At 65.2% G+C, this 26,533-nt stretch carries 25 protein-coding genes; 13 read left to right on the top strand and 12 right to left on the bottom strand.

What is annotated here, in order from left to right:
- The first annotated feature begins 40 nt into the window (after positions 1 to 40).
- From ACSU04_RS04630 to ACSU04_RS04620, 3 genes are read left to right on the top strand one after another with little or no spacing between them, the layout of a single operon-like run.
- On the top strand, positions 41 to 967 hold the full coding sequence (locus tag ACSU04_RS04630) for a hypothetical protein (RefSeq protein WP_439288569.1): 927 nt from the start codon (positions 41 to 43) through the stop codon (positions 965 to 967).
- Positions 964 to 1,569, top strand: coding sequence for an RNA polymerase sigma factor (locus tag ACSU04_RS04625; RefSeq protein ID WP_439288568.1), 606 nt, complete (start codon positions 964 to 966; stop codon positions 1,567 to 1,569). The genes ACSU04_RS04630 and ACSU04_RS04625 overlap by 4 nt, the downstream gene beginning before the upstream one ends.
- Entirely contained in the window at positions 1,566 to 2,108 is a 543-nt protein-coding gene (locus tag ACSU04_RS04620; RefSeq protein WP_439288567.1) for a hypothetical protein, read from the top strand. The genes ACSU04_RS04625 and ACSU04_RS04620 overlap by 4 nt, the downstream gene beginning before the upstream one ends.
- Here ACSU04_RS04620 and ACSU04_RS04615 read toward each other — a convergent pair.
- The 3 genes from ACSU04_RS04615 to ACSU04_RS04605 are packed head-to-tail and all read right to left on the bottom strand — an operon-like array spanning position 2,105 to position 5,471.
- Positions 2,105 to 2,740 (bottom strand): hypothetical protein, encoded by a 636-nt coding sequence (locus tag ACSU04_RS04615; protein WP_439288566.1) that lies wholly within the window; start codon positions 2,738 to 2,740, stop codon positions 2,105 to 2,107. The genes ACSU04_RS04620 and ACSU04_RS04615 overlap by 4 nt on opposite strands.
- Positions 2,740 to 3,702: a glycosyltransferase gene (locus ACSU04_RS04610; protein WP_439288565.1), complete on the bottom strand. Its 963-nt coding sequence runs from the start codon at positions 3,700 to 3,702 to the stop codon at positions 2,740 to 2,742. Before ACSU04_RS04610 ends, ACSU04_RS04615 begins: the two co-directional genes overlap by 1 nt.
- Positions 3,699 to 5,471, bottom strand: coding sequence for a glycosyltransferase (locus ACSU04_RS04605; protein ID WP_439289422.1), 1,773 nt, complete (start codon positions 5,469 to 5,471; stop codon positions 3,699 to 3,701). Before ACSU04_RS04605 ends, ACSU04_RS04610 begins: the two co-directional genes overlap by 4 nt.
- Before the next feature lie 222 nt (positions 5,472 to 5,693).
- Here ACSU04_RS04605 and galE point away from each other — a divergent pair, with 222 nt between their 5' ends.
- Positions 5,694 to 6,746, top strand: a complete 1,053-nt coding sequence (gene galE / locus ACSU04_RS04600) for a UDP-glucose 4-epimerase GalE (RefSeq protein ID WP_439288564.1) — start codon at positions 5,694 to 5,696, stop codon at positions 6,744 to 6,746.
- 21 nt (positions 6,747 to 6,767) lie between these two features.
- Here the strand turns inward: galE and ACSU04_RS04595 are convergent, their stop codons facing one another.
- Positions 6,768 to 8,066, bottom strand: a complete 1,299-nt coding sequence (locus ACSU04_RS04595; RefSeq protein ID WP_439288563.1) for an O-antigen ligase family protein — start codon at positions 8,064 to 8,066, stop codon at positions 6,768 to 6,770.
- Positions 8,066 to 9,487 (bottom strand): O-antigen ligase family protein, encoded by a 1,422-nt coding sequence (locus ACSU04_RS04590; protein WP_439288562.1) that lies wholly within the window; start codon positions 9,485 to 9,487, stop codon positions 8,066 to 8,068. The genes ACSU04_RS04595 and ACSU04_RS04590 overlap by 1 nt, the downstream gene beginning before the upstream one ends.
- Before the next feature lie 67 nt (positions 9,488 to 9,554).
- On the opposite strand from ACSU04_RS04590, the gene manA reads away from it, so the two are divergent.
- The 4 genes from manA (at position 9,555) to ACSU04_RS04570 (ending at position 15,590) form a co-directional block, all read left to right on the top strand.
- Entirely contained in the window at positions 9,555 to 10,685 is a 1,131-nt protein-coding gene (manA, locus tag ACSU04_RS04585) for a mannose-6-phosphate isomerase, class I (RefSeq protein WP_439288561.1), read from the top strand.
- A 161-nt stretch (positions 10,686 to 10,846) separates the two neighbouring features.
- Positions 10,847 to 11,164 carry a WhiB family transcriptional regulator gene (locus tag ACSU04_RS04580; protein WP_439278646.1) on the top strand — a complete coding sequence of 106 codons (318 nt, stop codon included), beginning with the start codon at positions 10,847 to 10,849 and terminating at the stop codon, positions 11,162 to 11,164.
- A 74-nt stretch (positions 11,165 to 11,238) separates the two neighbouring features.
- A complete protein-coding gene (locus ACSU04_RS04575) occupies positions 11,239 to 14,217 on the top strand; it encodes a glycosyltransferase (protein WP_439288560.1) in 2,979 nt (992 codons plus the stop codon).
- Positions 14,214 to 15,590, top strand: coding sequence for a DUF5719 family protein (locus tag ACSU04_RS04570; protein ID WP_439288559.1), 1,377 nt, complete (start codon positions 14,214 to 14,216; stop codon positions 15,588 to 15,590). Before ACSU04_RS04575 ends, ACSU04_RS04570 begins: the two co-directional genes overlap by 4 nt.
- 4 nt (positions 15,591 to 15,594) lie before the next feature.
- On the opposite strand, the gene ACSU04_RS04565 is transcribed toward ACSU04_RS04570, so the two are convergent.
- Positions 15,595 to 16,026: a hypothetical protein gene (locus ACSU04_RS04565; RefSeq protein ID WP_439278643.1), complete on the bottom strand. Its 432-nt coding sequence runs from the start codon at positions 16,024 to 16,026 to the stop codon at positions 15,595 to 15,597.
- On the opposite strand from ACSU04_RS04565, the gene ACSU04_RS04560 reads away from it, so the two are divergent.
- The 4 genes from ACSU04_RS04560 (at position 16,025) to ACSU04_RS04545 (ending at position 19,352) form a co-directional block, all read left to right on the top strand.
- Positions 16,025 to 16,309, top strand: coding sequence for a DUF3499 family protein (locus tag ACSU04_RS04560; protein ID WP_439288558.1), 285 nt, complete (start codon positions 16,025 to 16,027; stop codon positions 16,307 to 16,309). The two genes, ACSU04_RS04565 and ACSU04_RS04560, sit on opposite strands and share 2 nt — an antisense overlap.
- Positions 16,310 to 16,375: 66 nt before the next feature.
- Positions 16,376 to 17,332 (top strand): hypothetical protein, encoded by a 957-nt coding sequence (locus ACSU04_RS04555; protein ID WP_439288557.1) that lies wholly within the window; start codon positions 16,376 to 16,378, stop codon positions 17,330 to 17,332.
- A complete protein-coding gene (locus ACSU04_RS04550; protein ID WP_439278640.1) occupies positions 17,329 to 18,141 on the top strand; it encodes an ABC transporter ATP-binding protein in 813 nt (270 codons plus the stop codon). Before ACSU04_RS04555 ends, ACSU04_RS04550 begins: the two co-directional genes overlap by 4 nt.
- Positions 18,138 to 19,352, top strand: a complete 1,215-nt coding sequence (locus ACSU04_RS04545; RefSeq protein WP_439278639.1) for an ABC transporter permease — start codon at positions 18,138 to 18,140, stop codon at positions 19,350 to 19,352. The genes ACSU04_RS04550 and ACSU04_RS04545 overlap by 4 nt, the downstream gene beginning before the upstream one ends.
- Before the next feature lie 14 nt (positions 19,353 to 19,366).
- Here the strand turns inward: ACSU04_RS04545 and ACSU04_RS04540 are convergent, their stop codons facing one another.
- Positions 19,367 to 20,176, bottom strand: coding sequence for an RDD family protein (locus ACSU04_RS04540; protein WP_439288556.1), 810 nt, complete (start codon positions 20,174 to 20,176; stop codon positions 19,367 to 19,369).
- 16 nt (positions 20,177 to 20,192) lie between these two features.
- On the opposite strand from ACSU04_RS04540, the gene ACSU04_RS04535 reads away from it, so the two are divergent.
- Positions 20,193 to 21,185: a stage II sporulation protein M gene (locus tag ACSU04_RS04535; RefSeq protein WP_439278694.1), complete on the top strand. Its 993-nt coding sequence runs from the start codon at positions 20,193 to 20,195 to the stop codon at positions 21,183 to 21,185.
- A gap of 161 nt (positions 21,186 to 21,346) precedes the next feature.
- Here ACSU04_RS04535 and aqpZ read toward each other — a convergent pair whose 3' ends face one another.
- The 5 genes from aqpZ to ACSU04_RS04510 form a co-directional block, all read right to left on the bottom strand.
- Positions 21,347 to 22,111 carry an aquaporin Z gene (aqpZ, locus tag ACSU04_RS04530; protein ID WP_439288555.1) on the bottom strand — a complete coding sequence of 255 codons (765 nt, stop codon included), beginning with the start codon at positions 22,109 to 22,111 and terminating at the stop codon, positions 21,347 to 21,349.
- Positions 22,112 to 22,296: 185 nt separating this feature from the next.
- Complete coding sequence (locus ACSU04_RS04525) at positions 22,297 to 23,793, bottom strand: catalase (RefSeq protein WP_439288554.1); 1,497 nt, start codon at positions 23,791 to 23,793, stop codon at positions 22,297 to 22,299.
- Positions 23,790 to 24,230: a Fur family transcriptional regulator gene (locus tag ACSU04_RS04520; protein WP_439288553.1), complete on the bottom strand. Its 441-nt coding sequence runs from the start codon at positions 24,228 to 24,230 to the stop codon at positions 23,790 to 23,792. Before ACSU04_RS04520 ends, ACSU04_RS04525 begins: the two co-directional genes overlap by 4 nt.
- A 58-nt stretch (positions 24,231 to 24,288) precedes the next feature.
- On the bottom strand, positions 24,289 to 25,596 hold the full coding sequence (locus ACSU04_RS04515; protein ID WP_439288552.1) for a DUF58 domain-containing protein: 1,308 nt from the start codon (positions 25,594 to 25,596) through the stop codon (positions 24,289 to 24,291).
- A 1-nt stretch (position 25,597) separates the two neighbouring features.
- Positions 25,598 to 26,521 (bottom strand): AAA family ATPase, encoded by a 924-nt coding sequence (locus ACSU04_RS04510; RefSeq protein ID WP_439289421.1) that lies wholly within the window; start codon positions 26,519 to 26,521, stop codon positions 25,598 to 25,600.
- Positions 26,522 to 26,533: the final 12 nt, after the last annotated feature.

Genomic DNA, 26,533 nt, shown 5'->3' with positions numbered 1-26,533 from the left:
CTTCAGGGTGAGGGATAGCCTCGGAAGTGAATGGAGACCGATGGCGGCGAGCATCACGAAGCGTTTCATCGTGGCAGCGATGGCGGGCACCCTCGCTGCGTCTTCGCTCAGTGCGTGCGCTGTATCGGCGGGAACCGCACCTGCGCCAACGGAAGCTGCGTCGCCGACTGTCGTTGAACTGTTGACGCCTGGGCGCCCGGTCACGGTGATCGATCGCGGTGACGGCACGGAGCTCTGCCTCGGCGGGCTGCTGCAATCCATCCCTCCCGGATGCGCGGATGGTATCGATCTGAGCGGCTGGGACTGGGATGCGGTTCCTGGCACGTATGACGCGGTAGGTGGCACCCGCTGGGGAGAGTACCTGGTCACCGGAACGTATGACGACACTGCGGCCACATTCACCGTGACATCCTCCTCAGACGGAGCCGATTTCGTGTGGCCAGACGTGGCGGAGGACCCCATCACGTTCTCCACCAAGTGCACTGAGCCCGAGCACGGTTGGCAGATCATCGACGAGTCGCGTGCGACGTTGGAAGCGTTGAACGCAGCGACAGACGTCGCCGCGCAGATCGATGGCTACGCGGTCACATGGATCGACGACACCCTCGTTCCTCCCGTTCCTGCGAACACGGATCCATTAGCTGGTTTGCACCACTACGCGGTGCATGCGGGCCGTAACATCCTCAATGTCGCTATTCGCGGCGACGTGGCAGCGGCTGAAACTCGCCTACGAGAAGTCTGGGGTGGAGCGCTCTGTGTGGTCACCGCTGATCACACAGCGGCAGAACTGGACACGCTTGTTCAGGAGATCGTGCAGGAGTACGGATACACCGTGGGCTCTGACGGGATGACCGGAACGGTGTACGTCTCGGCCCCCTATGACCGGGACGGAGCTCTGCAGCAGGAGCTGGACGATCGCTACGGCGACGGACGCATCGTCGTTCAGTCCGCACTGGAGCCGGTGTGAGGTCAGTCGATCGTGATCAAGACGATGACGGTGACGCCGAACTATGGGCGCGGGCACTCGCAGGCGATGAGGATGCGTTCGCCGCGGTGTTCGATCGTCATGTTGACCGTGTCCATCGGCACGCCAAGCGCCTCACAATGAACACGGCTGATGCGGAAGACGTCACAGCGTTGGTGTTCCTGGAAGCATGGCGGGCACGCCGTCGTGTGCGCATTGTGGATGGCTCGGTCATCGCCTGGCTCCTGGTGACGGCGACGAACGTCTCGCGCAACACGACCCGGTCCAGGATCCGTCACGAGAAGGTGCTGAGCCGCCTGCGAGTGGAGCCTGTACACGATCATGCCGATGCCGTGTTGGAACGCGTGGCATTCGAAGGGATGCGGGAGCCCGTTCGTATGGCGTTCGACCAGCTGTCGAGATCGGATCAAGAAGTTCTGGCGTTGTGCGTTATCGAACAACTGCTCCCGCGCGAAGTGGCGACGATGATGCGGCTCCCCTCGGGAACGATCCGCACACGTCTGAATCGAGCGAAGCAACGTCTGCGCCTAGCGGTGGAGGCCACGCACCCGGGCGCGCTCGAGGGCTGGATGGAGGCACGATGACTCACGATGGTTCCCTCGATCCACAGTTCCGTGCGCGACTGCGCGGTGAGCTCGCCCGGGGCGTGCACGCGGATGCGACGCACACCTCGAAAGCCCGACGCCGCCGCGCCGGATTGATCGCCTCGACGGGCACAGTTGTGCTTGCGGTCGGTGTGTTCGGCGTCCTAGGGTTTCAGACTGCGACATCGGCGCCGGAGGAGCAGCCGACGGCGGAGTCATTGACCGTTCTATGCGCCGAGGGAGTGAGTTTCCCGGAAGGTCAGTCGGTCCTGGACGGGATTGAAACCATCGTCGAGAGCGGCGGCGACACCGACGCACGGATGCTCGCGGCATGCGCCGAGCTGTGGGAAGACGGCACGCTGACGAACCGTATCGAGCTACAGATTAGCCAGTCCGGGCCTCAGGTGCCGGCACCCGTCCCGCAGCTAACCCTGTGCACGCTGCCGGATGGTGCGTACGTCGGAGTGCCCTTCACCTGCGAGGAGCTGGAGGCTTTGCTCAGCGTCGTAGAGGACTCGCAACCAGAAGAAAAGAGTTAGAGGCCCACTACGGCGCGGAGAGTTTGCAGAGCAGCCTTGGCTGCGTCGAAGGCAGGGGCGGGGTCGGCGCCGTTCTCGTATGCGACGGTCAGGTCAGCAAGGCGATCGGCATACAGCGCGACCGCTTCAGTCCACTCACCAGCGATGGCGCTCGGAGCGGGGCTGTCGGAGAGTCGATTCGCGTCCTGTTGCAGGTTGCCGACGACCTGCGCTGGGTCCTCGCCACCCTCGGCGATGATGTTGAGCCCGGTCGATGCGTCGTCGAGTCGCGGCTGCATTTCCGCAGTGAACGTCCCGAGATCGGGATCCGGCACCGGAGGCTCGGTCGGAACCGGCTCCTCAGTGGGAACAGGCTCCGGCGTCGGCGTGGGAGTCGGCACTGCCGTAGGCGTCGGAGTCGGCGGGGGCGTCACTGAAGGAGTGGGCGTCGGCGTCGGCGTCGCGCTCTCTGACGACGAAGGGCTGGGCGTCGGTTCAGGATCGCCGGCAGGAGGCAGCAGGTAGAACAGCAGCACCCCGACGATCGCGACGACGAGTACGGAGAGGACGACGATCAGCCAGATGGCGCCCTTGTTGCTCTTCTTCTCCTCGGGGAACACCCACACTGCTTCGGGCTGGTGCTCTTGGCTCATCACTTCTCCAATGCGGGCATGGGCTGCCAGGTGCGGTCGCGACCGATCTTGCCACCGTCACGGATGCCGCGGACCAGGTTGCTCGTGCCGCGCACCGTGCGTTCGACGAAGAAGAGCCGGATCAGCTCCTTGAAGAAGGTCGCAGTCGTGCCCAGGCCAAAGAGCACCGGGTTGTACGCCTCGTGCACGCGGTAATAATGCTTGATGAACGCGCGGTTGCGCATGATGTAGTACCGGTACGCGTTACTGGACGCGTTCATGTGGCGCACGCCCATGTCCCACTGCTTGATCTCGCGGGTGCGGCGCAGCACGAACTCGTTCACGATCACGGCGGTCGTCAGCCTCGAAGCCAGCCACCCGTACATCTGGTCGTCCCAGTAGATGAAGAATCGCGGATCGGGCAGACCTATCTGCTCGACGATCGAACGGTGGATGAACATGCCCTCGAAGCATCCGCTGTTCATCTCCTTGAAGCCGGAGTCATCGAATCCGGCAGGAGCGAACGGGATCGGGATGCCCATGCGATCGGCGATCCGATACTGCCAGTAGAACTCGCTGCCGTCGAAGTCGACGCGCCGGCCCTGGATGCTCTTGAAGCGCGGGGCCCAGGACCCCATCTTCGCCAGGCCGTCGGGGAAGACCTCGACGTCGTCGTCCATCATCCAGATCCACTCGCTGCCGAGCTCGTACGCGGTGCGCATACCCTCGCTGAACCCACCGGAGCCACCGGTGTTCGTCTCCAACTTGCGGTAGACGATCTCGGTACCGACACGGTCGCGGAACGACTCCACGACCTCTGTCGTGTCATCCGCTGAGGCATTGTCGATGATGACGACGTGGCCCGGCTTCGGATCCATCACGGTGATGCTTTCCAGCAGGCCCGTGAGCAGATGTGAGCGGTTGTACGTGACGATGACGATGGTCGCCGCCGCGGGGGTGAATGCAGCGGGCGCCGCGGTCATGCCTTCTCCTCGAAGATCTGCTGCCAAGACTTGTCGGACACGAGCTCGGGCAGCGCCTGACGGTACTGCTTCTGGAGCTCAGGCCAACGTCGCTTCAGCTCCGAGTGCAGGCGCATTGTGTCACGCAGCATCCGGCGGTACTTTTTACGGTCCCTGGTGTAGATGTTCTTGCCAGAGCCGTCTGCGGCACTGACCAGCGCACTGTCGAACGCAGGAAGCCGCCACCAGTGCGCGTCTTCCTTGCCGAACTCGACCTCGGGCTGGGCCACGTTGTCCGGGTTCGGCTTGTGCAGCCAATGGGAGATGAGCGTCGAGATGGTGAAGATGCGCAGCTTCAGGCCGGACGGACTGTCGAGGTTGTTCTTCGACAACTGCTTGTAGACCTGACGTCCGTGCCGAGAGTGCAGCACCGTCGATGGGTCGCGGTGGACGGTCGTCTCGGGATACGCAGCGGCGAGAGCTCGCGCTGCGGGCATGGCTGTCGCGAGGTTCTCGCGCATATGTGCAGGCCCCGAGAGCACATCACGCAGCGCCTGCGCGCGCAGGGCCACCGGATAGTACTGCATCATCATGAGGTGCTTGAGATCCACGCGGCGGCTGTGCGTGAGCAGCCGTCCGCCACGAGGGACGTTCGAGTGCAGGAGGCCGGCAACGATGCGGTTGCGGGCATGGAAGTACGCCTGCCAGTCGATCGAGTCGTCCTTGTTCACCCACGACACATGCCACAGCGCAACGCCGGGCATCGACACCGTGGGGAAGCCCGCCTCGCCTGCGCGCAGGCAGAATTCTGCGTCATCCCATTTGATGAACGCGGGCAGAGCCAGTCCGACCTTACGGATCGCGTCGAGCGGGATCAGACACATCCACCAACCGTTGTAGTCGGCGTCCATGCGCATGTGCAGCAGCGTGGACTGGCGGAGATTCGCAGTACCGAAGTCGTGCGGCATCTTCTCCTGGTAGAGGTTGCGCCACATGAAGGGACCTTCGTCCAAGACCTCGGCCCAGCCGTGCAGCTTGGGGCGGTCGAGCAGGTCGAACATGTGACCGCCGACGAGCACCGGGTTCGTCGCATACTGACCGAACACGATCGAGCGTCGCAGCGACTCCGGTTCGATTCGCACATCGTCGTCGAGCAGCTGAACGAAGTCGCTCTCGGGGCGCTGCAGCGTCTCGTGCATGGCACGGGAGAAGCCACCGGAGCCGCCGAGGTTCGGCTGACGAATGACCTGAAGCATCTCGCCGAGCGACTCTGCGACTTCGGCATAGCCATCCTGGTCAGCAACGAGCTGCGTGCCCTGGTCGACGAGGAAGATGCGGTCGACGAACTCCAGCGCATCCGGAGATGCAGCGAGAGCCTGGAGCGTCTCGACGCAGTAGTCCGGCTTGTTGTAGGTCGTGATTCCCAGTGACGCCTTGCCTGTCCGCGTCGGTTCCTGCTCAGTGGTCCATTCGGCACCCTCGAGCACGGCACTCTTCTCGTCGGCCACGACGTCGAACCAGAGCCACCCGCCGTCGCTGTACTGCGTCAGTTCGAGGTCGAAGTGCGAGGTCGCATCGCCCATCACTTCGCGGGTGTCTACGCGCTGGCGCACGCCGGAGCCGTTGGAACGGTACACAAGCACCGTGGCCGGTCCGGTGGTGCGCACGGTCAGTCGCACCTGGCGCACGCTGGTCCAATGCTGCCAATACGAGGCGGGGAAGGCGTTGAAGTATGTGCCGAGTGATACTCGGCGACCGGAGACGATGCGGGCGCTGTTTCGACCGAGAATGTTGCCGAGATGCGCGCGACTGGAAACGCGAACCGGCACTTCGCCGATGACCGACCATGTTTCGGGGTCGGCGTAAAGCGGCAGCAGATCAGGGTCGCGATCGAGCGGGAATACGACGTTCTGCAGGACGTGAGCCACGTGTGAGATCTCCGAGATTGCTTCGCCCCGCCCTTGTGGGCGCAAGCTGGATTCAGCGGGCATCGAGTAGCCTACCTTCTGCTCTTGAGGATCCGCGGAGAGCGCGCCACCCTTGCGCGCACCGGCGCGCAGGCTACGATTGGCGCGATGAAGGCTCTGATCACCGGCGGTGCCGGATACATCGGTTCAACTATTGCGACGGCGTGCCTGGAAGCAGGCATCGAGACGGTCATCCTCGATGACCTCTCCACCGGTCGTGAAGACTTCGGCGAGGGACGCAACCTCTATATCGGCGATATCGCGGATGCTGACCTCCTCGAACGCATCGTGGTGGATCACCCCGATATCGCTGTCGTGGTGCACTGTGCTGCGCGCATCGTCGTGCCGGAGTCGGTGGCGGACCCGCTCGGCTACTACGACACGAACGTCGGCAAGACCGTCATCCTGTTGCAGAACCTCCGTAAGGTCGGCATCGGCCGTGTCGTATTCAGCTCCTCGGCCGCCGTGTACTTCGGCGATGGGGGCGAGGGCGTCGATGAAGGCGCACCGCTGGCGCCGTCGAGCCCTTATGCGACCACCAAGGCCATGGTCGAGAGCATCCTGTCTGACACGGCACAGGCGGGGGGGCTGCGTGCCATCGCCCTGCGCTACTTCAACCCGATCGGCGCAGACCCGCGCCTTCGCACCGGTTTGCAGAATCCGACGCCTTCACACGCCCTCGGCAAGATCATGCAGGCGCGTGCGGCAGGAGTGCCCTTCACGATCACCGGCACCGACTGGGCAACCCGTGATGGTTCAGGGCTGCGCGACTACATCCATGTCTGGGATCTCGCCCTGGCCCACGTCGCCGCCGTGCAACAGTTCGATGCGATCGCCACGACATCCGATCCGTATCAGGTGTTCAACATCGGCACCGGTGATGGCGTCACCGTGCGTGAACTTGTGGCGGCATTCGAACGCGTCACGAACGAGCCGTTGCCCGTTGTCGAGGTCGAGCGTCGCCCTGGTGACCAGGCCGGTGCCTACGCGATCGTTGACCGCGCCGCGTCGGTGCTCGGATGGAAGGCGGAGCGTTCCGTCGACGACGGCGTGCGGGATGCCGTTGCCTGGGCAGAGAAGCTGCGTTCGCTCGGCTGAGCGCGACTGACGGGGCTGGCGTTACTTCTGCGGGCGCAGCGTCGGAATGACTCCGGTGTTCGCGGCATCGATGTTCTCACGCCACGAGCGCGACTGTCCGGCACGCAACGCGCACAGGACGAGCATGAACCAGCCAGCACCGGAGATGGTAAAACTCTCGAACATCGAGTCGACGGCGAGGGTGACAAGCACGAGTGGTGTCCACGCGTAAACAACCGAACGTCGCACGCTGGCAACCAGCCACGACCGGATCAGCGCCGCGCTGCCGAGGAGCAGGAACAGCAGCAGGCCAGCGACCCCGAGCTGCAGCAACACGTCGAAGAACGCGTTGAGAGCGGTCTGATGGCGATCGTCCAGCAGATAGTTGATGTAGGTGAACGGATATTCTCCGCGCTGCCACGGGCCGAACCAGCCCCAACCTTGGAACGGCTTAATCGCCACGAAATCAAGGATCTGGTTCCACAGGTCGGCACGGGTGGAGAAATCTGAGCCTGCGCCCATCCACGCGATGATCTGATGCCGGAACGCGAACGCGACGACGAGAGCCGCTGCGACCAGCGCGCCCAGCATCCACTGGACGATATTTCGTCGCTCTGGCGGTGCATGACGCACGATCGTCAGCGCGCCCGTGGCTACACCGACGGCGAAAGCCAGCACGAGGACAGTCGGCGATGCGGAGAGGAGGGCAAGGAATCCGGCCAGTGCGATGGACGGGATAGCGATGGGAGCCGAGATCGACTGGGTGCGCCACTCGATGAAGAATGTGATGAGTGCGATCACTGCCACGAAACCGAGCATGTTGCGGGTGCCGAAGATGCCCTGGATGGGGCCGCCCATCGCGAGGTTGCCCTCGATGTCAAGAAACGCGATCGGAACGTCTATCAGCAGACCCGAGAGAATTTCGATCCCCAGTGACAGTGCGAGCAGTGCGCGCAGCGTGTCGCCGATTGCACGCACGGTCTGCAGCGTGTCGCGAATGTGGCCGACGGTGATTGCGATGAATGCGAAACCGAACATCCACACCCAGCCGATGAGGGTGTCAGAGCGATCGGTGCTCCAGATCACGCTGACCAGAGCCAGGGCGAGGAAAGCCAATAGCGATGACGGCGCGACGCGCAGCAGGGAGAGTTCCTCGCGACGCACGAACAGGATTGCCGCTCCCAGCACACCCAGCAGGAGGATGATCGTGGCGAATGTCGTCGTCGACGTCATCCGCTCGATAAGGAACGAACCGAACGTCGCGGTCAGGGCAGTGATCGTGTACGCGCGTGCCATCTCGACGGAGCCGAGCAGCCGGCTGAGTCGAGCCTGGGAGGTCATCACGGGATGCGCCGCGCCGTCTGGCCGCGTTCCGTCACACGGGACTGTTCGCTCAGCCCCACACCCACCAGCGGCACCGATTTGATCTTGAACGAGAACAACACCAGCATCAGCCAACCCCAGAGCATGATCGGGGTCGACTCGGCGAGGCCCTGCACCAGCAGGATGACGGTGAACAGCAGGGGCAGCAGCGTCAGCGGCGAGTACGGTCGGTCTGCGCGCAGATCCCAGCGCGGCCGATCAGCGGCGAAGAACCAGGCCCGCCACAACAGGCCGAAGTACGCGGCCGCCATCAGCAGCACGCCAACGACACCGAGCTGCATGAGCACGTCAAGCCACATATTGTGCGCGTGGAAGACCGTGATGCCGTGGTCGGTGATCCATCCGTCAAATGACGGATCGGTGGGGATCCACGGGCTCGAAAAGCCGTTGCCAAACACCGGGTGAGTGGCCGCGCGCTCAAGAACCTTCGTCCAGATGACATCGGTGCGACCCGTGAGATCTGCGCTGCGACCGAGCGCTTCGAAAAGTGGCTTGTGGAACACGATCACTGCCGCGACCACGACTGCGACGCTGGCACCACAAGTGACGTAGATGCGAGTGCGTGCACCCGGCGTGCGAGTGCGGCGGATGAGCAATGCCACCGCGAGTACGACGGCTGCGGCGATCGCACACACGTAGGTAGTGGCAGAGGAGGCGCGGAGCATCAGGAAGGCCGCAAGCAGCATCCAGAGCGCGAGCGTTGTGTGCCAGCGCGCGTGAAGCGCCCATTGAACGCCGAAGGTGACTATCGCGAACAGGCAGATGATCGCCAACACATTGGAGTTTCCAACGATTCCCTGGATGCGGCCGCCGTCGAGGAGGTTGTCGCGCACCCAGTACCAGTGCGGGTCGAGGTCGCCCGTTGGCAGCGTGGCGAAGTTCGGCAGCAGGGGACCCCGCAGCGCCAGAGACACCCACAGCTCAAGCGCGAGCGACAAGCCGAGGATCCATTTGAACGCAGACGCGAGCGCGCGCACGATCTCATGCCAGCTGAATGCGTGCGCGATCAGGAGCGCGTTCACCGTGACAGCCGCGAGCAACAGCCAGGTGAGGATCGTCGGGCCTCGCCACTGTGACCAGGCGACGGAGAGGATGGCGAAGCAGACATAGCCGAGCGCAGACCAGGGGAGTCGTCGCCAGGGGAACGGATGCGGCTGCGCACGAGCGAGCATCGGCACACCGATCGCGAGAGCGGCAAGCGTGAGAAGGATCATCACGATGCCGGCGCCGAACTGGCCGACGAGGTTGTAGATCGCGGTGTGCGCGAAGGCGACGAAGAATACGACGATCGCGTACCCGCGCAACAGCAGATGCCCCGTCGACTCGCGTTCCGGCGCGGTGGGCGGGGCTGCCACTGGGTGCTTCGTGTACTGCGCCATCGGAATCAGGCTACCGTGACCGAGCCGACAGATCGCTGCGGCACGGCGGGATGGATACGCTGGAGTCATGTTGTTGAGCCTGTCGAATGTGCCGCGTGACTACGCCTGGGGATCTGCCTCGCTCATTGCCGAGTTGGAGGGGCGCCAGCCTTCGGGGGCTCCGGAGGCCGAAGTGTGGTTCGGGGACCACCCCGGCGATCCCGCCGATGTCGCCGGAGGAACGACGCTGGATGCCGTGACTGGCGGGACCCTGCCGTACCTGCTGAAGTTGCTCGCGGCGGCCGATCCGCTGTCGATCCAGGTGCACCCGACCATCGCCCAAGCGCGCGACGGCTGGGCCCGTGAGGCAGGTCTTGCGGCGGACGACCCCGCGCGCAACTATCGAGACGAGAACCACAAGCCCGAACTCATCGTCGCACTCAGTGACCGATTCGAGGCGCTCAGCGGCTTGCGGCCCGTTGCCGCCACGCTGAGGCTGCTGGATGTCCTGGGCTCGTCGGCTGGCGTCACGGCGCTGCGCGAGAAGCTCCGGGGCGGCGCTGATGCGGATGACGCTGAGCGACTGCGGGATGCCGTGGGGTGGCTGCTGTCCGGCAATGCACAGGCCGAAGTCGACGACATCATCTCCGCGTTGGGTGGGGCCACGTCGGAGGAGTTCGCCGAAGAGCTGACCGCCGGGCGAGCGATCGCGGAGCGTAACCCGGGCGACCCTGGAGTCGTCGTCGCCCTACTGATGAACTTCATCGTGCTGGGCCGCGGTGAGGGCATCTTCCTGCGCGCTGGACTGCTGCACGCCTACGTGTCAGGCCTGGGCGTGGAGATCATGGCCGCTAGCGACAACGTTCTGCGCGGCGGGCTCACTCCAAAGCATATTGACGTCGCTGAGCTGTTGTCGGTGCTTGACAGCACGCCGGGTGAAGTGCCGGTGCTGCGTCCGGCGGCATCCGAAGCAGTCACCGTATACCCGGCTGACGTCGCAGATTTCCTGCTGCGACGCGTGACTCTTTCCGGCAGCCCGGTCGCCGTCGAGGTGTCAGGGCCGACCATGGTGCTCGTGACGAGCGGGACGGTGACGGTGTCGGGCTCCGGCGATGAGTTGTCGGTCCCCGTCGGGGCGGCGGCCTTCGCCACCGCAGATGTGGCTGTGCTCACGCTCACTGGGTCAGGAGAGGCGTTCGTCGCTCAGCCAGGAAAGTGACGTGTTCCTGCGGGTTTCTTGCGACACGCCGCAGACACGCCGTAAACCTTCAACGAGCTCTTGAGGGTTTACTATCCGCGACTTGACCGGAGCGAATGACACGGGTGTAATTAGTAACGCACAGCCCGGTGGGGGGCATCTGTAAGGGCAAGGAGAACGATATGACGGGTTACCGTTCCGACGTTCCCGAGAACTGGTTTGTCGATCCGGTCAATCTCGGGGTTCCCGGGGTCAGGCGTGTTGAGCCTGATGATGACAGCGCTCTTTCTTGGCAGACCGACGCACTGTGTTCTCAGACGGACCCGGAGGCGTTCTTCCCTGAAAAGGGTGGTTCGACCAGAGACGCGAAGCGAATCTGCTCCTCGTGCGATGTGCGTGGCGAATGCCTGGAATACGCGCTGAACAACGACGAGCGCTTCGGCATCTGGGGCGGTCTCAGCGAGCGCGAGCGTCGCAAGCTCAAGCGCCAAGCCGGCTGATTCTTCATAGCTTCGCAGGCACGCCGGGCGCAGTGACTGCTGCCCGCGAACCCAGCGCATAGGCTGACCAGGCTATGCCAACCCGAGTTCATGCCATCATCGTCGCGCGTCCCGGTTCGTCCTCACGCGCGCAACTACTGCGGACGCTGGACGCGCTGACCCTGCAGACGCGTCGCGCAGACGCCGTCACCCTCGTTGTCTGCGGCGACGGTTCGTCCGTCCGCGCCAGCGAGGCAGTCGGACGCGTGGTCGAGGGGATTATCGAGGCTCGCAGCAGCACATCGTTCGCCGAGGCCGTTGAACTGGCCAGGCCGCGCGTCGCGGAAGGTGCTGCCGTCTGGCTGCTCGCGCACGACACCGCGCCGCATCCGCACGCGCTCGCACAGCTCGCCGGCGCTCTGGAACGCTCTCCCTCCGCGGCGATCGCCGCGCCCAAGCTGGTCAACGCCGACGACGACCGCGAGATGGTTTCGCTCGGCGTGACCATGACAGCGCTCGGTCGCTCGGTCGAACTCGCCGCCGGTGAGCTCGACCAGGGCCAACACGACGGTCGCGATGATGCTCTGGGCTCCGACATCCGCGGTGTGCTCATTCGCAGTGAGGTGCGCGACCGTCTGCGACCCGATGCCGCGCTCGCCGGCGCCGATGAAGGACTCGACCTCGGCGTACGTGCACGACTGGGCGGAGGGCGCGTCGTCCTCGCCCCTAACGCGCGCATCTCCGTGCACCCGGATGGCCCGGCCGCGCTCCCGCAACCTGCCGCGCAGCGTGCATTCGTCACCCGCCTTGCGCAGCTGCATCGCCGCCTTGCCTACGCGCCAGTGATGACCGTGCCGCTGCACTGGCTGTCGCTGCTGCCCCTCGCGCTCTGGCGCACCATCGTGCACCTGATCGGCAAACGGCCGGCATCGGTGTTCCCCGAGTGGGGTGCAGCGTTGACCGCCATGGTTCGCTTCGGCGCCGTGGCGCGGTCACGACAGCGCATCCGCTCGTTCCGCACGGCGCACTGGTCGAGCATCGCACCGCTACGGATGACCCGCGCGCAATTGCATCGCAGCCTTGACGATGGTCACGGCAGCGAGGGCGGAGCGGTCAGCGAACTGAACTTCTTCTCGGGCGGTGGTGCCTGGGCGGTGCTGGGCGCCCTCGTCGTGAGCGTCGCGTCTTTCACAACACTCCTGGCCTGGCCAGCGATCGGCGGCGGAGCACTGCTGCCGCTGCGGGATACGGTCACCGGCCTCTGGCAGGATGCTGCCTGGGGCCTGCGTGGCGTCGGCGTCGAGATCACCGGACCCGCCGACCCATTCGCCAGCGTGATCGCGGTGCTCGGAACGCTGTGGGGTGGCGCACCGTCATTCGCCATGGTGCTGCTCTGGCTGTTTGCGCTCCCGCTTGCTGTACTCGGTGGATGGTTCGCCGCGACACGGATCACCGATCGCGGCGGAATGCGCATCTTTGGTGGCGTCGCGTGGGCCCTGGCGCCGACCTTCCTCACCGCACTCGTCGATGGGCGCCCTGCTGCGGTTCTCCTGCATCTGATCCTCCCGTGGCTCTTCCACGCTGCCGTGGTCGCGCATCGCTCCTGGGGCGCGGCGGGTGCAGCATCCATCATTCTTGCCGCCGCGCTCGCCTGCGCTCCTGCGCTCGCGCCCGGTATAGGGCTGCTCTGGCTGATTGCGATCATCCTCGTACTCGCGCGTGGTTGGTTCCACGGCGCAGTGCGAATGCTGTGGATGCTGGCGCCGACTGTCGTGCTCTTTCTCCCGATCGTTGTCTGGCAGCTGCAGTACGGGAACGTGTGGGCAATCTTCGCCGACCCGGGATTCGCTTGGGCAGGCCCGCAAGCGGCTGCTGACGGCGCCGGACGGATGCTGCTGGCCACCGGATTCCCGACCGATACCCTTTCCGGCTGGATGCAGATCCTCGACCCGGCCATCGCCGTCTGGGCGCCACTTCTCATCGCCCCAATCGCGCTGTTGGCGCTCGCCGCGGCGATCGCCCCACGTTGGGGTGCGGGCATCACGATGCTCGTTGTCACTCTCACCGGACTCGCGACGGCATTCCTGACGGCCGGCGTCACGGTCACCTTTGCGCATGGCGTGCCGGTGGCGATCTGGCCCGGAACGGGATTGAGTCTCGCGTGGGCGGGTCTGGTCGGCGCAGCTCTCGTCACGCTGGACACAGCCATCACCCTTCCCCGACTGCGCATCGTCGCGGTCACTATCGCCGGGCTGTCCCTTGCCGTCTGTGCCGTACCGGCGCTTGCGGCACTGCACACCGATCGCACCGTGCTCACCAACGGCCCGACAAGCACCCTGCCTGCGTACGTCGCCGCTGAGGCGCGGGGCGACCGCGAGATCGCAACGCTCGTTCTCACACCGCAGAACAGCGGAGGTCTGGCCTCAGAGGTCGTCTGGGGTGCGAGTGACACGCTCGGGGCTCAGACAACGATGCTGAACACAGCGACCGAGCCGCAGGGCATAGACATCAGCGCTCTCGCGGTAGATCTGCTCTCCACGCGAACCTTCGACGCGCCGGGCGAACTTGCTGAGCACGGAATTCACTTCGTCTTGCTCGATCAGGTCGAAGGTGACGAATCGGATGCTGCGCGCGCATTCCGCGTCGCCGCAGTTACGGCCCTCGACCAGCGGGCAGGTTTCGTGAAGGTGGGGGAGACCGACAAGGGCGTGCTCTGGCGCCTGGATGCTGCCTCCGCCGAACGGCCTGGGCTCACCAGCGCCGAAGCAGGCACGTGGCGGGCGGTCACCACGCTTCAGCTCATCGTCTTCTTCGCTGCCCTGCTCCTGTCGATCCCGACGCGGGCATCGCGACGCGCTGCCCGCGCGCAGTCACGAATCGTTGGGCGTTCGCCGGCCGAGCCCCTGGTGCTCCCGAAGCGTGCAGACGACAACTTCGATGACAACTTCGACGACGAGCGCGAGGATGAGCGCGAGGATGAACCGGTCGAGTCGGCATCCGACCCGGAGCCAGCATCAGAGCAGGAGATAGCGGCAGACCCGGAGCCAGCATCCGAGCCGGAGGAGGAGCGATGACTCAGAAACGTGCGATCCGTGTCGTCGCGACGGGTGCCCGATTGGTGGTCGGGGCTGTGGTCGCTGCACTGTGCGTGGCCGGCGTTGCCGCGGGCGTCGCTTTCGGCTGGCCCGGCATCGAGAACACGCCCGCGCAGGTATCGGTGCGACCCGCTGCCGGCGACACTACTCTCATCTGTACTGGAGCGTTCCGTGCGATCGGCCGCGACGTGCAAAACGCGCAGCAGATGTCGTCGGCCGGTGATGCCACGCTCACCGTCGACAGTAGTGGGCCGCGTGCTGACTCCGAGATTGCAGCTCCTGATCTGCTGGGTGCGGCCACCGCGCCGCAGCGATTCGTCGGCAGCGCCGAGCAGGGCGGCGCATCGCTGGTCTCGGCATCCGAGTCAATTGCGCTGGCCGCAGCCGACCTCTCCGGGCTCGCAGCCAGCACTTGCCGCGAACCCCGCACGGAATCGTGGTTGCTGGGCGGAACTGTTGAGACGGGCACGAGCGATCTCATCATCCTGTCGAACCCCGGCGATGTCACGGCGGTGGCGACCTTGACGGTCTTCGGCACAGAACAGACCTCGACCGAGACGCTGGTGCCCGCTGGCACGCAGCTTGCGGTGCCGCTGTCATCGATCGCCGCGGGGCTGCAACAGCCGGTGGTGCGTGTCACGGCGGCAGGCGCTCCACTGCGGGCAGTGTTGCAGTCATCCCTCATCCGTACACTCGACCCGTCTGGAATCGATGTGCAGGACACCGCGGGTGTGCCACGCACAGACCTGACGTTCGCGGGTGTGCAGGTTGTCACGGACGAGCCCGATTCCCCGGTCGCGGTGCTGCGCCTGATGGCGACTGATCAGGCCACGACAGCGACCATCACGGTGCGATCTGCGAACAAGATCGTGCAGACGACATCGGTGCCGCTGGATGCCGCCACTCCCGCCTCGGTGAACCTCGATGGTCTGGACGTGGGCATCTACAGTGTCAGTGTCGAGGCGGACGTGCCGATCGTGGGCGCCGTCTGGCAATCCACTGGTGCCGGCGCCGGTACGGACTTCGCGTGGATGACCTCGGCGCCGCAGATCGATGGAGAACTCCTCGCCGCTGTGCCCGCCGGTCCGAACCCGCGACTGCACCTCGTGAACTCTGGGCAATCGCAAGCGACCGTCACGCTGGCTCCGACAAATGGTGCTGCCGGTGAAGAAGTCACGGTTCCCGCCAACGGCTCCGTTGTGGTCGATGTCTCGGCCGATACGACCTACGCGTTGACGATGAACGGCGCGGATCTGCACGCAGCAGTCGTGCTGTCAGATGTCAACCAATTGGCGGGCTGGCCGCTGTGGCCTGCGGCATCCGCTCGGAGCGCGATTACCGTCTATCCCTGACCGTCTATCCCTGATCGGGGCCGAACTCCCACGGCTCCTTGCCGACGTACTCGGCGGCAGCGCGGAACACTGCACTCTCGATCGCGATGCGACGATGCATACCGTCATCGTGGCCGAGGGGGAGCAACCGTTCAATCGGAATTCGAAACAGCACGATCCGGCGCTCTTCCCGTTCGATGCGCCAGCGGGGGATGCCGTGTTCATCGGCATCCAGCGGAAGCCCGCCGATCTCAAAGCGCACCTCTTGCAGTTCCGGCCACGTGCCGCGCAGGAACTCGACAGCGTTTCCGATCGTCAGATCGAAGCGATCGATCCGGCCGTCCAATGGTGCCAGCGGAGGGCGCACCACCTCGCTACGACCCAGGCGTCCGTGTCGTCCGTGTCGAGCGCCGCGGCGAGGAGCTGCGGCACCGGGTTCAGAACGGCGACGGGGCATGACCAAAGTCTATGGCGTCCCGCGCGGCATCCAGGCGTGGCTTCACTCGCGCTCTACGCTGGCAGAGATGAACGGCAGACTCTGCTCGAAGGTTACCTGCGCCCGTGAGGCGGTGGCTACGCTGACCTATGATTACCCGGATCAGATGGCGGCGCTCGGACCGCTCGGGCCCCTGGGGGCATCAGGTCATCCGCATGCACACGATCTGTGTGCGCAGCATGCCGAGCGGCTCTCCGTCCCCGCAGGCTGGATCGTGGTTCGACACGAGGCCCTGCGCGTCTGAGTTTCGGTTGTATTCACGCCAATGAATTGCATACTTAGAAAGCAATTATGGCTAGGATGATTCCGGATGCACCACGGTGGCGCTTCCGGAGAGGTTCCCGTGATCGTCTGGCGCCGATGGATTTTCCCCATCCTGCTCGTAATCGTCTTCGGCGCTTGCGCTGCCGGCCTGGTCAAGCTCGCGTTCTTCCCTGAAGCCGGTGCGGCGATGGTGAGCCCAGAAGCGGGCATCACAGACCCGGTGATTCCCGTGGAACGCGGCTCGGTGACCAATGAACTGTCGCTGAGCGGAAATGTCGCGCGCGACGAGGCCTATCCCGTGCGTAGCGAGATCAACGGCACGGTGACCGCCGTTCACGTCGGCAATGGCGCAGTCGCTGCCGGGCAGGTGCTGTTCACCGTGAAGCAGGACTATCCGGTGCGCAACATCGACATCGTGGCGCCAGAGGCGGGAGATCTGTCTGAGATCGCCGTCATCAAGGGCCAACAGGTCTCGGTCGGTGGCGATGTCGTCACCCTGAGCCCGGCCCGCTATCACCTGGTCGCCGCCGTGGAACCCGTTCAGCTATACCGACTCGTGAACACGCCCGCCGAGGCCACCGTGACGATCACCGGAGGCCCGGCCCCCTTCAGCTGTACCGGAGTTCAGGTGCAGGTCACGGCCGACGGCGCAGCCAGCGTGCGGTGTGCTCTCCCAGCCGAGCAGACCGTGTTCGCCGGTCTTCCTGCACAGATGGATCTCGCACTCGGACAGGTGGACGACGCGGTCGTCGTTCCCGTCACCGCGGTGCAGGGCGGCTCCGGCTCCGGCGTGGTCTGGATCGACGCTGGCGAAGGTGGCGAGCCGGAGGAGCGCACAGTGACTCTTGGCGTCAATGACGGCGCGATCGTCGAGGTCGTGGAGGGGCTCGAAGAGGGCGAGATGGTGCGCCAGTTCGTGCCCGGTTTCGTCGCCCCGGTCGAGGAATTCTGCTACGAGATCGCACCCGGCGTCGAACAGTGTGACAGCGGGATGAGCTGGTGACTCTGGTTGCGCTGGAGAACGTCGCCAAGAGCGTTCTCCTTGCCGATGACTCGCGATTGGAGATCCTGCGCGGGATCAGCTTGGAGGTGAGCGCTGGTGATCACGTCTCGATCGTCGGGCGTTCCGGATCAGGCAAGTCCACGCTGCTGAACATACTCGGCATGCTCGATGCGCCGACCGAAGGCTCCGTGTCGTTCGAGGGGGTGCCGGTGCGGAAGATGCGCAGCGGCAAACTCGACCGGCTCCGCGGAGCCAACGTCGGCTTCGTCTTCCAACAGTTCAACCTGCTGGCCGGACGCACCGCGATCGACAACGTCATGATGCCACTGGGGCATGCAAAAGGACGCATGTTCTGGAAGCGTCGCGAACTCGCCGCGGACATGCTGGAGCGAGTGGGCCTCGGACACCGCATCGACCAGCTCGCTGATCGTCTGTCCGGCGGTGAGCAGCAGCGAGTCGCGATTGCGAGGGCGCTCGTGCGCAAGCCGGTACTCATCCTCGCGGACGAGCCGACTGGCGCGTTGGACATCGACACCGGAGCATCCGTCATGGCGCTCCTGGACGAGGTTGCGACCGAGACGGATGCCGCGCTCGTGACGATCACACACGATCTGCACGTCGCGGCCCGCGCACGCCGGCACTACCGGCTCGAAGCGGGGCAGCTCTCACCTGTCGACCTCAGCCGGGCCTTCGAAGCATCCACTCTTGCCGAAGCTGTGCCTGGCACTGACGTTCGGCACGGTATGCCGGTCCCTGTTGCGGTCCCTGTCGCCGCAGCAGCGCGCGAGACACCGGAGGTTATCGCATGAGCGGCTTCTTCGGTTCCCTTGCCGATGCGTGGTCAGAGATCCGGGTACACAAGCTGCGCGTGCTGCTCAGCCTGATCGGCATCGCGGTGTCGGTCGCCGCGTTGACGGCCGTCGTCGCCTTCTCGGAGTACCAGCGGCAATATCAGGTCGAGCAGTCCGACCGCTACGGCGGGCGCGCGGCCACCATCTCGGTCAGCATTATGAGCGAGGACGGCAGCCCGGTCGATTCTGACGCCTTCGATGAGCGCTTCGCAGGAGTCAGCGAGCGGTTCGGGTTCAGCCACACCGCGCGGGTGGCCGATGGCTTGATGCTCAGCGTTCAGTTGCCAGACGGCGTCATGGGCATTAATGGCAGACTTATTGACCCCCTCTATACCGAGATGCACCGTGAGCAGTTGCTCGAGGGACGTTGGTTCCGCGCCGGAGACGAGGAATCGCTCGCACCGCCGGTAGTGATCACCGAAGCGCTGTGGGATCGTGTCGGTCGGGTACCGGTCAGCGCACATCCCACGATCACGATTCTCGGTGATGCCGGCGGCACCTATCAGGTGGTCGGCGTCGTTCCCAAGCAGGGGCAGTGGGACGAGGAGTTGCGTATTGACGTGCTGTACGACGCGTACGCCGCCCGTGTCGACCAACTGCCGGAGGGTACCTACCCGCGTTACGAGGTGTGGGTCACCGAAGCGCAGGCCGCTGAAATCGGCCCTGTGCTCGCGATGGATCTGCGGGCGGGACTTCCGGCCGGACAGGTGATCTCGGTCAATCGCACGGACTGGGCATCGCAGCCCGGCATGGAAGACTCCATGCGCACCTTCGAGCTGATCACCGGCGGTATCGCGGCTCTCATCCTCGCGCTCGGCGCGTTGAGCCTGATCAACATCCAGCTCGTCGCCATGCGGCAGCGCGTACGGGAGATTGGTGTCCGGCGGGCGTTCGGCGCCACGTCAGGACGCGTGTTCGTGTCCGTGCTGCTGGAGAGTCTGGTGGCGACCACAGTCGCCGGCATCATCGGCATCGCGATCGTCGTCGCTGTGCTGCGCTCAGACTGGGTGGTACCGGCGATGTTCCAGGGGATGCAGGATGTTCCACCGTTCCCGATGCGCGCCGCTGTCACAGGCCTGGTGGCATCCGTCATCGTCGGTGCGGTCGCAGGATTCATCCCGGCGATGGTTGCGCTGCGGGTGAAGGTGATCGACGCGATCCGCTTCTAAATCCGGTAGTGGCGTCAGACGCCGACGTGGCGACCGGAGAGCTTCTCCGCTCGCGCGTCGGCGATGGCCAGCGCACGACGCTCGCGCTCGCGGCGCAGCACGGTGATGGCGATGAGGAGCTGCTCCGGGTGGGCTGCCGGCTGCGGTGAGACGTATTCGGCCGTCTCCGCGACAAGCTCGTGCGCGATCCGTGCGCGGGCGGACGGCGACATCCGCTCGGCGTGCTGCAGAAACTGCGTGATGCGTCGGGCGAGGCGGTCCGGCATCCGCGCGACGTCTGCGATCTGTGCCCAGCCTGCGAGGGCAGGAGGCATCACAGCGACGAGCGGGATCAGTTTCGGGGTACGTACGCGTTGGCTGTACGTGCCGGCCACCAGGTCTCCCAGGCGCTGCGAACGTGCGGTGAACGCGCCGGAGAGCAGCGCGATGGCGCCGAACGTCATATAGGTTTCGAGCACACCGATCAGCGCGCGGATGAACGCATGGCGAAATCCGGTCGCTCCGCCGTCCAATCGCACGATGCGTCCGCCGACGGCGAGTTTTCCGACGCTACGGCCACGCAGCGCCAACTCCATCACGATCGGCACGACGACGAAGCACACCACTATCGCCAGCACGTTCATGATGCCGTCGATCGCGCCGGTGACGATGCCAGTGACCAGCAGCCACGTGCGCAGCCAGAGGAACAGCAGAAACAGCGCCCAGCTGAGCGCCATGTCGATCAGTGCGCCGAGGGTGCGCATGAAGAACCCGAGCGGTTGGATATCGATTGCGACGGCTTCGCCGGAGAGAACCTCGTCCGCGGTGTCGATCGGCGTAGACATGAGTACAGTAAATCAGGTGGATGCTGATGCTTTGAGCGATGCTCGCCGTACTGAGTGGGAACGGCTCGACGAACTCAGCCGCCAGCGGCTGGATGGCGCGGGAGTTGACGAACTCATCGTGCGCTACCGTGCCGCGTCGGCGGACCTTGCCGAGCTGAAGACCTCAGTGGGCGATTCTCCTCAGGGGGCATACCTCTCGTTGATCCTCGCGAAGGCACGGCTGCGGCTGACAGGCACCTCGGACAGCATCCTCACCCAGATCGGCCGCTTCTTCACTGATCAGCTTCCTGCTGCGCTGTACCGGCTGCGTTGGACGACGCTGGTCATCGCGCTGGCTTTCATCGCGATCACGGCCGGCGTCGCGGCATGGATCTCCAGTGATCCTGCCCTGGTCGCGACGCTCGGGCCGGCTGACTTCCTCGAGCAATACGCCGAAGAGAGCTTCACCGAGTACTACACCGAGAACCCGGCGGCCGTGTTCGCGGGCATGGTCTGGACGAACAACGCCTGGATTGCCATGCAGTGCGTGCTGTTTGGCGTCAGCGGAATCTGGCCGATCTACATGATCGCGCAGAACGCGTTCGGCCTCGGCGTCTCCGGTGCGGTGATGGCCGCGCACGACCGCCTCGACGTGATGGTGCTGTACATCCTGCCGCACGGGATGCTGGAGATGACGAGCATCTTCGTCGCTGCCGCGGCGGGGCTGCACATCTTCTGGGCATGGGTGGCTCCTGGTCACCGCAGCCGCGCGACCGCTCTGGCACAGGAAGGGCGCGCTCTGGCGACGGTAGCCATCGGGCTGGTCTTCGCGCTGTTCCTCTCCGGGCTGGTGGAGGGGTTCGTCACCGGCTGGTCGCTGCCATGGCCGATCAAGATCGGTATTGGCGCCGCGGCGCTCGGCGTCTTCCTCGCCTACATGCTGCTGGTCGGACGCCGCGCGTATCAGCGGGGCGAACGAGGCGATCTCCTCGAGTATGAGGCCGGTACGCCGCAGCTCGTGGCCGGCTGAGCGTTCAGGCAGCCCCATGGCATGCCTGGCTGAATGCCCCGCAGCTGGTGGCAGAAGAAAAACCCGGCTCCAAGATGAACCGGAGCCGGGTTTTCCTTCCCGCTATGCCGGGTCGGCGGATGCCGTGTCGGCGGACGCCGCGGCGAGCGGATGCACGAGGGTCAGACGTTCTTCGTGCCGTCGAGCAGCGCCTTGTAAGCGAAGCCGGCGATCATCGCACCCACGACAGGGAACACCAAGAACACCCAGAGCTGTGACAGCGGCCCGGCGCCGCCGTAGACCGCAGCGGCAATAGAGCGCGCAGGGTTTACCGATGTGTTGTCCACCGGGATGCTGATGAGGTGGATCAATGTCAGGGTCAGACCGATCGCGAGTCCAGCGAACGGTGTGGGACGCAGCTTGTGCGTCGTTCCCAGGATCACGAAGAGGAAGATCGCAGTCAGGATGACCTCGATGATGATGGCCGACCACATGCCGAATCCACTGGGGGAGTGCTCACCCCAGCCGTTGCTCGCGAAGCCCGCATCCTGGGCCCCGGTGAGCCATCCTTCCGGACCGAACAGGCCGATCAGCACGAGCGCGGTGCTGGCGATGAGTCCACCGACGATCTGGGCGATGATGTAGCCGGGAACGTCACGCCAGGGGAGGCGACCAGCAGCAGCAAGACCCAAGCTGACTGCAGGGTTGAAGTGTCCGCCGGAGATCGGACCGAAGGCGTAGACGCCGACGACGACCGTGAGGCCGAAGGCGAGAGCAACAGCGACGTAGACGGCCGAACCCGAACCGGGGTCGGTGAAGTGGTTGGAAGCGAACAGGGCAGTACCGACACCGCCGAACACCAGCAGAAATGTGCCGAGCGCTTCAGCAGTGAGCTTGGATCCGACAGACGGCGCTGCAGGCGCAGCCTCGGCGAGTGATTCACTCATGAGATTCCCTTTCGTCAGTTCGAGTCGAAAGACGACCGAATTCAGCCCATATCATCCACCGCTGGGGTGCGGCGATGCGGGAGGCGCGCCGAAGCGCGTTCAGCGTTCTCCCAGCGGATGCATAAGGTGCGGATACGACGAAGGGGTCGGATGCCGAAGCATCCGACCCCCACGCAATCAGGTGACTACTCGCCGACACCCACCGGCTCGGCCTCGCCGATGGGGAGCCCTGCCAGCTTGCGCAGCGTGTCGCCGAGCGCCTGGTCGACCTGACCCCAGTACCAGAAGAAGCGCTCCTGGACGGCGGGGACGCTGAGTCCGTTGTACTGGCCGACGAGGGTTTCGATGAAGCGCGCGCGCTCTTCATCGGAGAACACATCGTTGAACAGCGTGCGGGCCTGTCCGAAGTCGTCATCCTCGGAGTGCAGAGTCGCCGCGCTGCGCAGGAGCGTGCCGTCGTCCTCCCAGCTGGCCTCGACACCACGTGCCGGGTCGGCTACGGGGCCGCCTGCCACGCCGTAAGAGTGCGGTGCGTAGACGCGGTGTTCCGCCGTGTTGAAGTGGTACTGCATGTTGCCCTCGTGCATGTAGTTGCTCACCTGGGCGGCATGCGGCTGGTTCACCGGCAGCTGGTTGTAGTTAGTGCCGATGCGGTAGCGCTGCGCGTCGGGGTACGAGAACACCCGGGCCATCAGCATCTTGTCGGGCGAGATGCCGGTGCCAGGAACCTGGTTGCCCGGAGAGAAGGCGGCCTGCTCGATCTCGGCGAAGAAGTTCTTCGGGTTGCGGTTCAGCGTGAACGTGCCGACCTTGATGCGGGGGTAGTCCTTCTTCGACCAGGTCTTGGTCAGATCGAACGGGTTGAAGCGGTAATCCTTGGCCTCGTCGTACGGCATGACCTGCACGTAGACATCCCAGGACGGGAACTCTTCGCGCTCGATGGCCTCGTACAGGTCGCGACGGTAGTGGTCGGCATCCTGACCGGCGAGGCGTTCGGCCTCGTCAGCGAACATCGGCTCGACGCCCTGCTTCGACATGAAGTGATACTGCACCCAGAAACGCTCACCCTCAGCGTTGACCCACTGATAGGTGTGCGAGCCGTAGCCGTTCATGTGGCGCCATGAGCGTGGTAGGCCACGGTCTCCCATGAGGTAGGTGACCTGGTGAGCGGACTCGGGCGAGAGGGTCCAGAAGTCCCACTGCATGTCGGCATCGCGCAGACCGGAGCCGGTGAGGCGCTTCTGCGAGTGGATGAAGTCGGGGAACTTGATGCCATCACGCAGGAAGAACGTCGGGGTGTTGTTGCCGACGATGTCGAGGTTGCCCTCGGTCGTGTAGAAACGCAGTGAGAAGCCGCGGACGTCGCGCCAGGTGTCGGGGGAGCCCTGCTCACCTGCGACGGAGGAGAAGCGAATCAGTGTCTCGCTCGTGGCGCCCTTCTGGAAGACAGCCGCGCGGGTGTACTGCGAGACGTCTTCGGTGATGACGAGCTCGCCGAAGGCGCCGCCACCCTTGGCGTGCGGGTTGCGCTCCGGCACACGCTCACGGTTGAACGATGCGAGCTTCTCGACCAGGTAGCGGTCGTGTAGCGCGGTGGTGCCGTCAGCACCGGCAGTCAGCGAATGGGCGTCGCTGGCAACCGGGGTGCCGGTCTGGGTGGTGGTGAAGGATTGGGAAGTCATTCACTTTTCCTTTCGCAATCAGAACAGATGGCTCGATACGTCACAGAGGCTTCGATGATCCGCATCCCGTGATCGTGGGATGGGTGCAGGCAAGGGGCGGCGCCGAGAGCGCACGCGACATCTTCTACGCGCCCGCATCGGACGCACTGCAGGTGGTGATGGTTATCGTCTGCGTGCTGTACCTCGTAGAGGGCGCTCGCGGCATCGGGAAGGCTCACCCTGCGAACGATGCCCGCATTTGTGAGATCGCCAAGGATGCCGTGGACAGTGGGTAGAGCAACACCGTTGAACGTGTCGCGCAGCGCACCGTGCACCGAATCGGCAGAGGTGTGCGGGCGAGAGATCAGGGCATTGAGCACGGCAACGCGCTGCACCGTCACACGAAGCCCCGCGGCGCGCAGGCGCTCGGGTGCTTCCAGCGTGACGTTCAGGTCCATACCCTCATTGTGCCACTGTTCTGAATGATTCGCAAAAAGGAATCATTCAGGAAAGCGCCTAGAGGCGGCCCGCCGCCTTGAGCTCGAGATACCGGTCGGCGATCTTCGGAGGCAGGCTCTCCGGATCAGCGGTGATCGCCTCGCCACCCGCACGGCGGATGGCATCCGCGACGTTCTCCGCGTCTCTCATGGTGCGCTCCGCGGCGGCGGCGAGGTAGATCTCCTCGCGAGAACCTCGCTGCTTTGCAAGCTCGCCGATCGCGTCATCGGTGACCGAACCGACCAGCACGGTTGTCGAGCGGGAGGGATTCGGGAACGCGCCGAGGAACCCACGCGCAGACTCGGCGGCATCCTGCGCGGTGAGTACGACAACAAGCGAAGGGCGGGTCGTGAGCGTGCGGATAGCGGCAAAGGCGCCGGCCCAGTCGGTGTCAACCAAACGCGCGTGCACCGGGGCCATCGCATCCGTCATCGCGGGCAGGAGTCCCGTTCCGTCGATGCCAGTCACACGCGCACGCACTGTGCGGTCATACAGCAGCAGATGCACGTGGTCTCCGGCACGGGTCGCGAGCGCTGCGAGCAGCAGAGAGGCCTCCAACGAGGCATCCAGTCGCGTGCCGTCACCAACGCGGGCAGCGGCCGTGCGTCCCGTGTCGATCAGGATCACGACATGGCGGTCGCGTTCGGGGCGCCACGTGCGCAGCATCGTCGTGCCGGCACGCGCGGTCGCACGCCAGTCGATGGAGCGCACATCATCGCCACGCACATATTCACGCAGCGAATCGAACTCGGTTCCCTGACCGCGCACCTGGATGCTGGTGTTGCCGTCCAGTTCACGCAGTCGGGCCAGGCGCGAGGGAAGGTGCTTGCGAGAGGAGAATGCGGGCAGCACGCGGATGGCCCCGCGCACCTGGTGGCGTGTTTGACGGCCGCCCAATCCGAGCGGTCCTCGTGAGCGGATGAAGACGAACTCGCTGGCGAGCTCGCCACGGCGCCGGGGGACGAGCGGCACGATGACTCGCCGGCGTTCACCTGCCGGAATCGTCGCCTGCAATCGCTGGGAGCTTGCCCCTGCTGTCGGCTGCCAGCCGTCGCGGATGAGCGCGTTCAGCGTTCGCGTGCCGTGATTGTGTACGGAGACCTGCGCATCGACCGCCTCGCCCATCCTGGCGCGGCCTGGTACCCGTCTCGCCACCGTGACCGTGCGCGCGCTCGCCGCGGCGGCGACGTCGACGATGAGGAGCGCGGCGCACAGCAGAATCCATCCACCCAGCACCGCCCACACCGGCATACCCGCCGCGGTGAGAGCGACGAGAGGGATGAGCCCGAGCCCGAGGGCCAGGGCGAGGCGAGACGAGATGAACACCTTAGATCGGCACCCGCGTCTGCTGGATCACGGATGCCAGGACGGCATCCGCAGAGACACCTTCCATCTCGGCGTCAGGGCGCAGCTGCAGGCGATGACGCCACACCGGCACGAGCATGGTCTGCACGTGGTCGGGGGTGACGGCGGTGGACGCGTTCAACCATGCCCAGGCCTTCGCCGCGGCGAGCAGCCCGGTCGAGGCACGTGGACTCGCCCCCAGCAGCACAGACGGCGACTGGCGGGTGGCGCGGGCAAGATCGACGACGTAGCCGAGTACTTCGTCGGTCACCTCGACGCGTGCTGCGGCATCCTGCGCGGCGCGGATTTCCTCCGCGGTCACGGTGGCCTCGACGCCGGTCAGTGCACGGGGCGAGAATCCGCTGGCGTGCAGGCGCAACACGCCGACCTCGGCATCGCGCTCCGGCATGCCCACCACAAGCTTCATCAAGAACCGGTCAAGCTGCGCTTCGGGGAGGGAGTAGGTGCCCTCGTGCTCGATCGGGTTCTGCGTTGCTGCCACCAGGAATGGATCTGGCAGATCTCTGCTGACTCCATCGGCCGAGATCTGACGCTCTTCCATCGCTTCGAGGAGGGCCGCCTGCGTCTTCGGAGGTGTGCGGTTGATCTCGTCCGCCAGCATGATGTTCGTGAACACCGGTCCCTGGCGGAACTCGAACTCGCCGGTGCGCGCGTCGTACACGAGCGATCCGGTCACATCTCCGGGCATCAGGTCCGGGGTGAACTGCACGCGCTTAGTGTCGAGTCCGAGCGCACGGGCGAATGAACGCACGACGAGCGTCTTAGCGACGCCGGGCACACCCTCCAGGAGGACGTGTCCGCGCGAGAGCAGGCAGACCAGGAGCCCGGTGACAGTGCCGGCCTGGCCGATGACGGCCTTGTCGACCTCAGCGCGCACGCGGTGCATGGCCTGGCGCAG

This window comes from Microbacterium sp. A84, from assembly GCF_051842815.1.
Lineage (GTDB): Bacteria > Actinomycetota > Actinomycetes > Actinomycetales > Microbacteriaceae > Microbacterium.
Note: the sequence above shows the minus strand (reverse complement) of the source record. Positions and strands in the feature narration are given on the sequence as shown.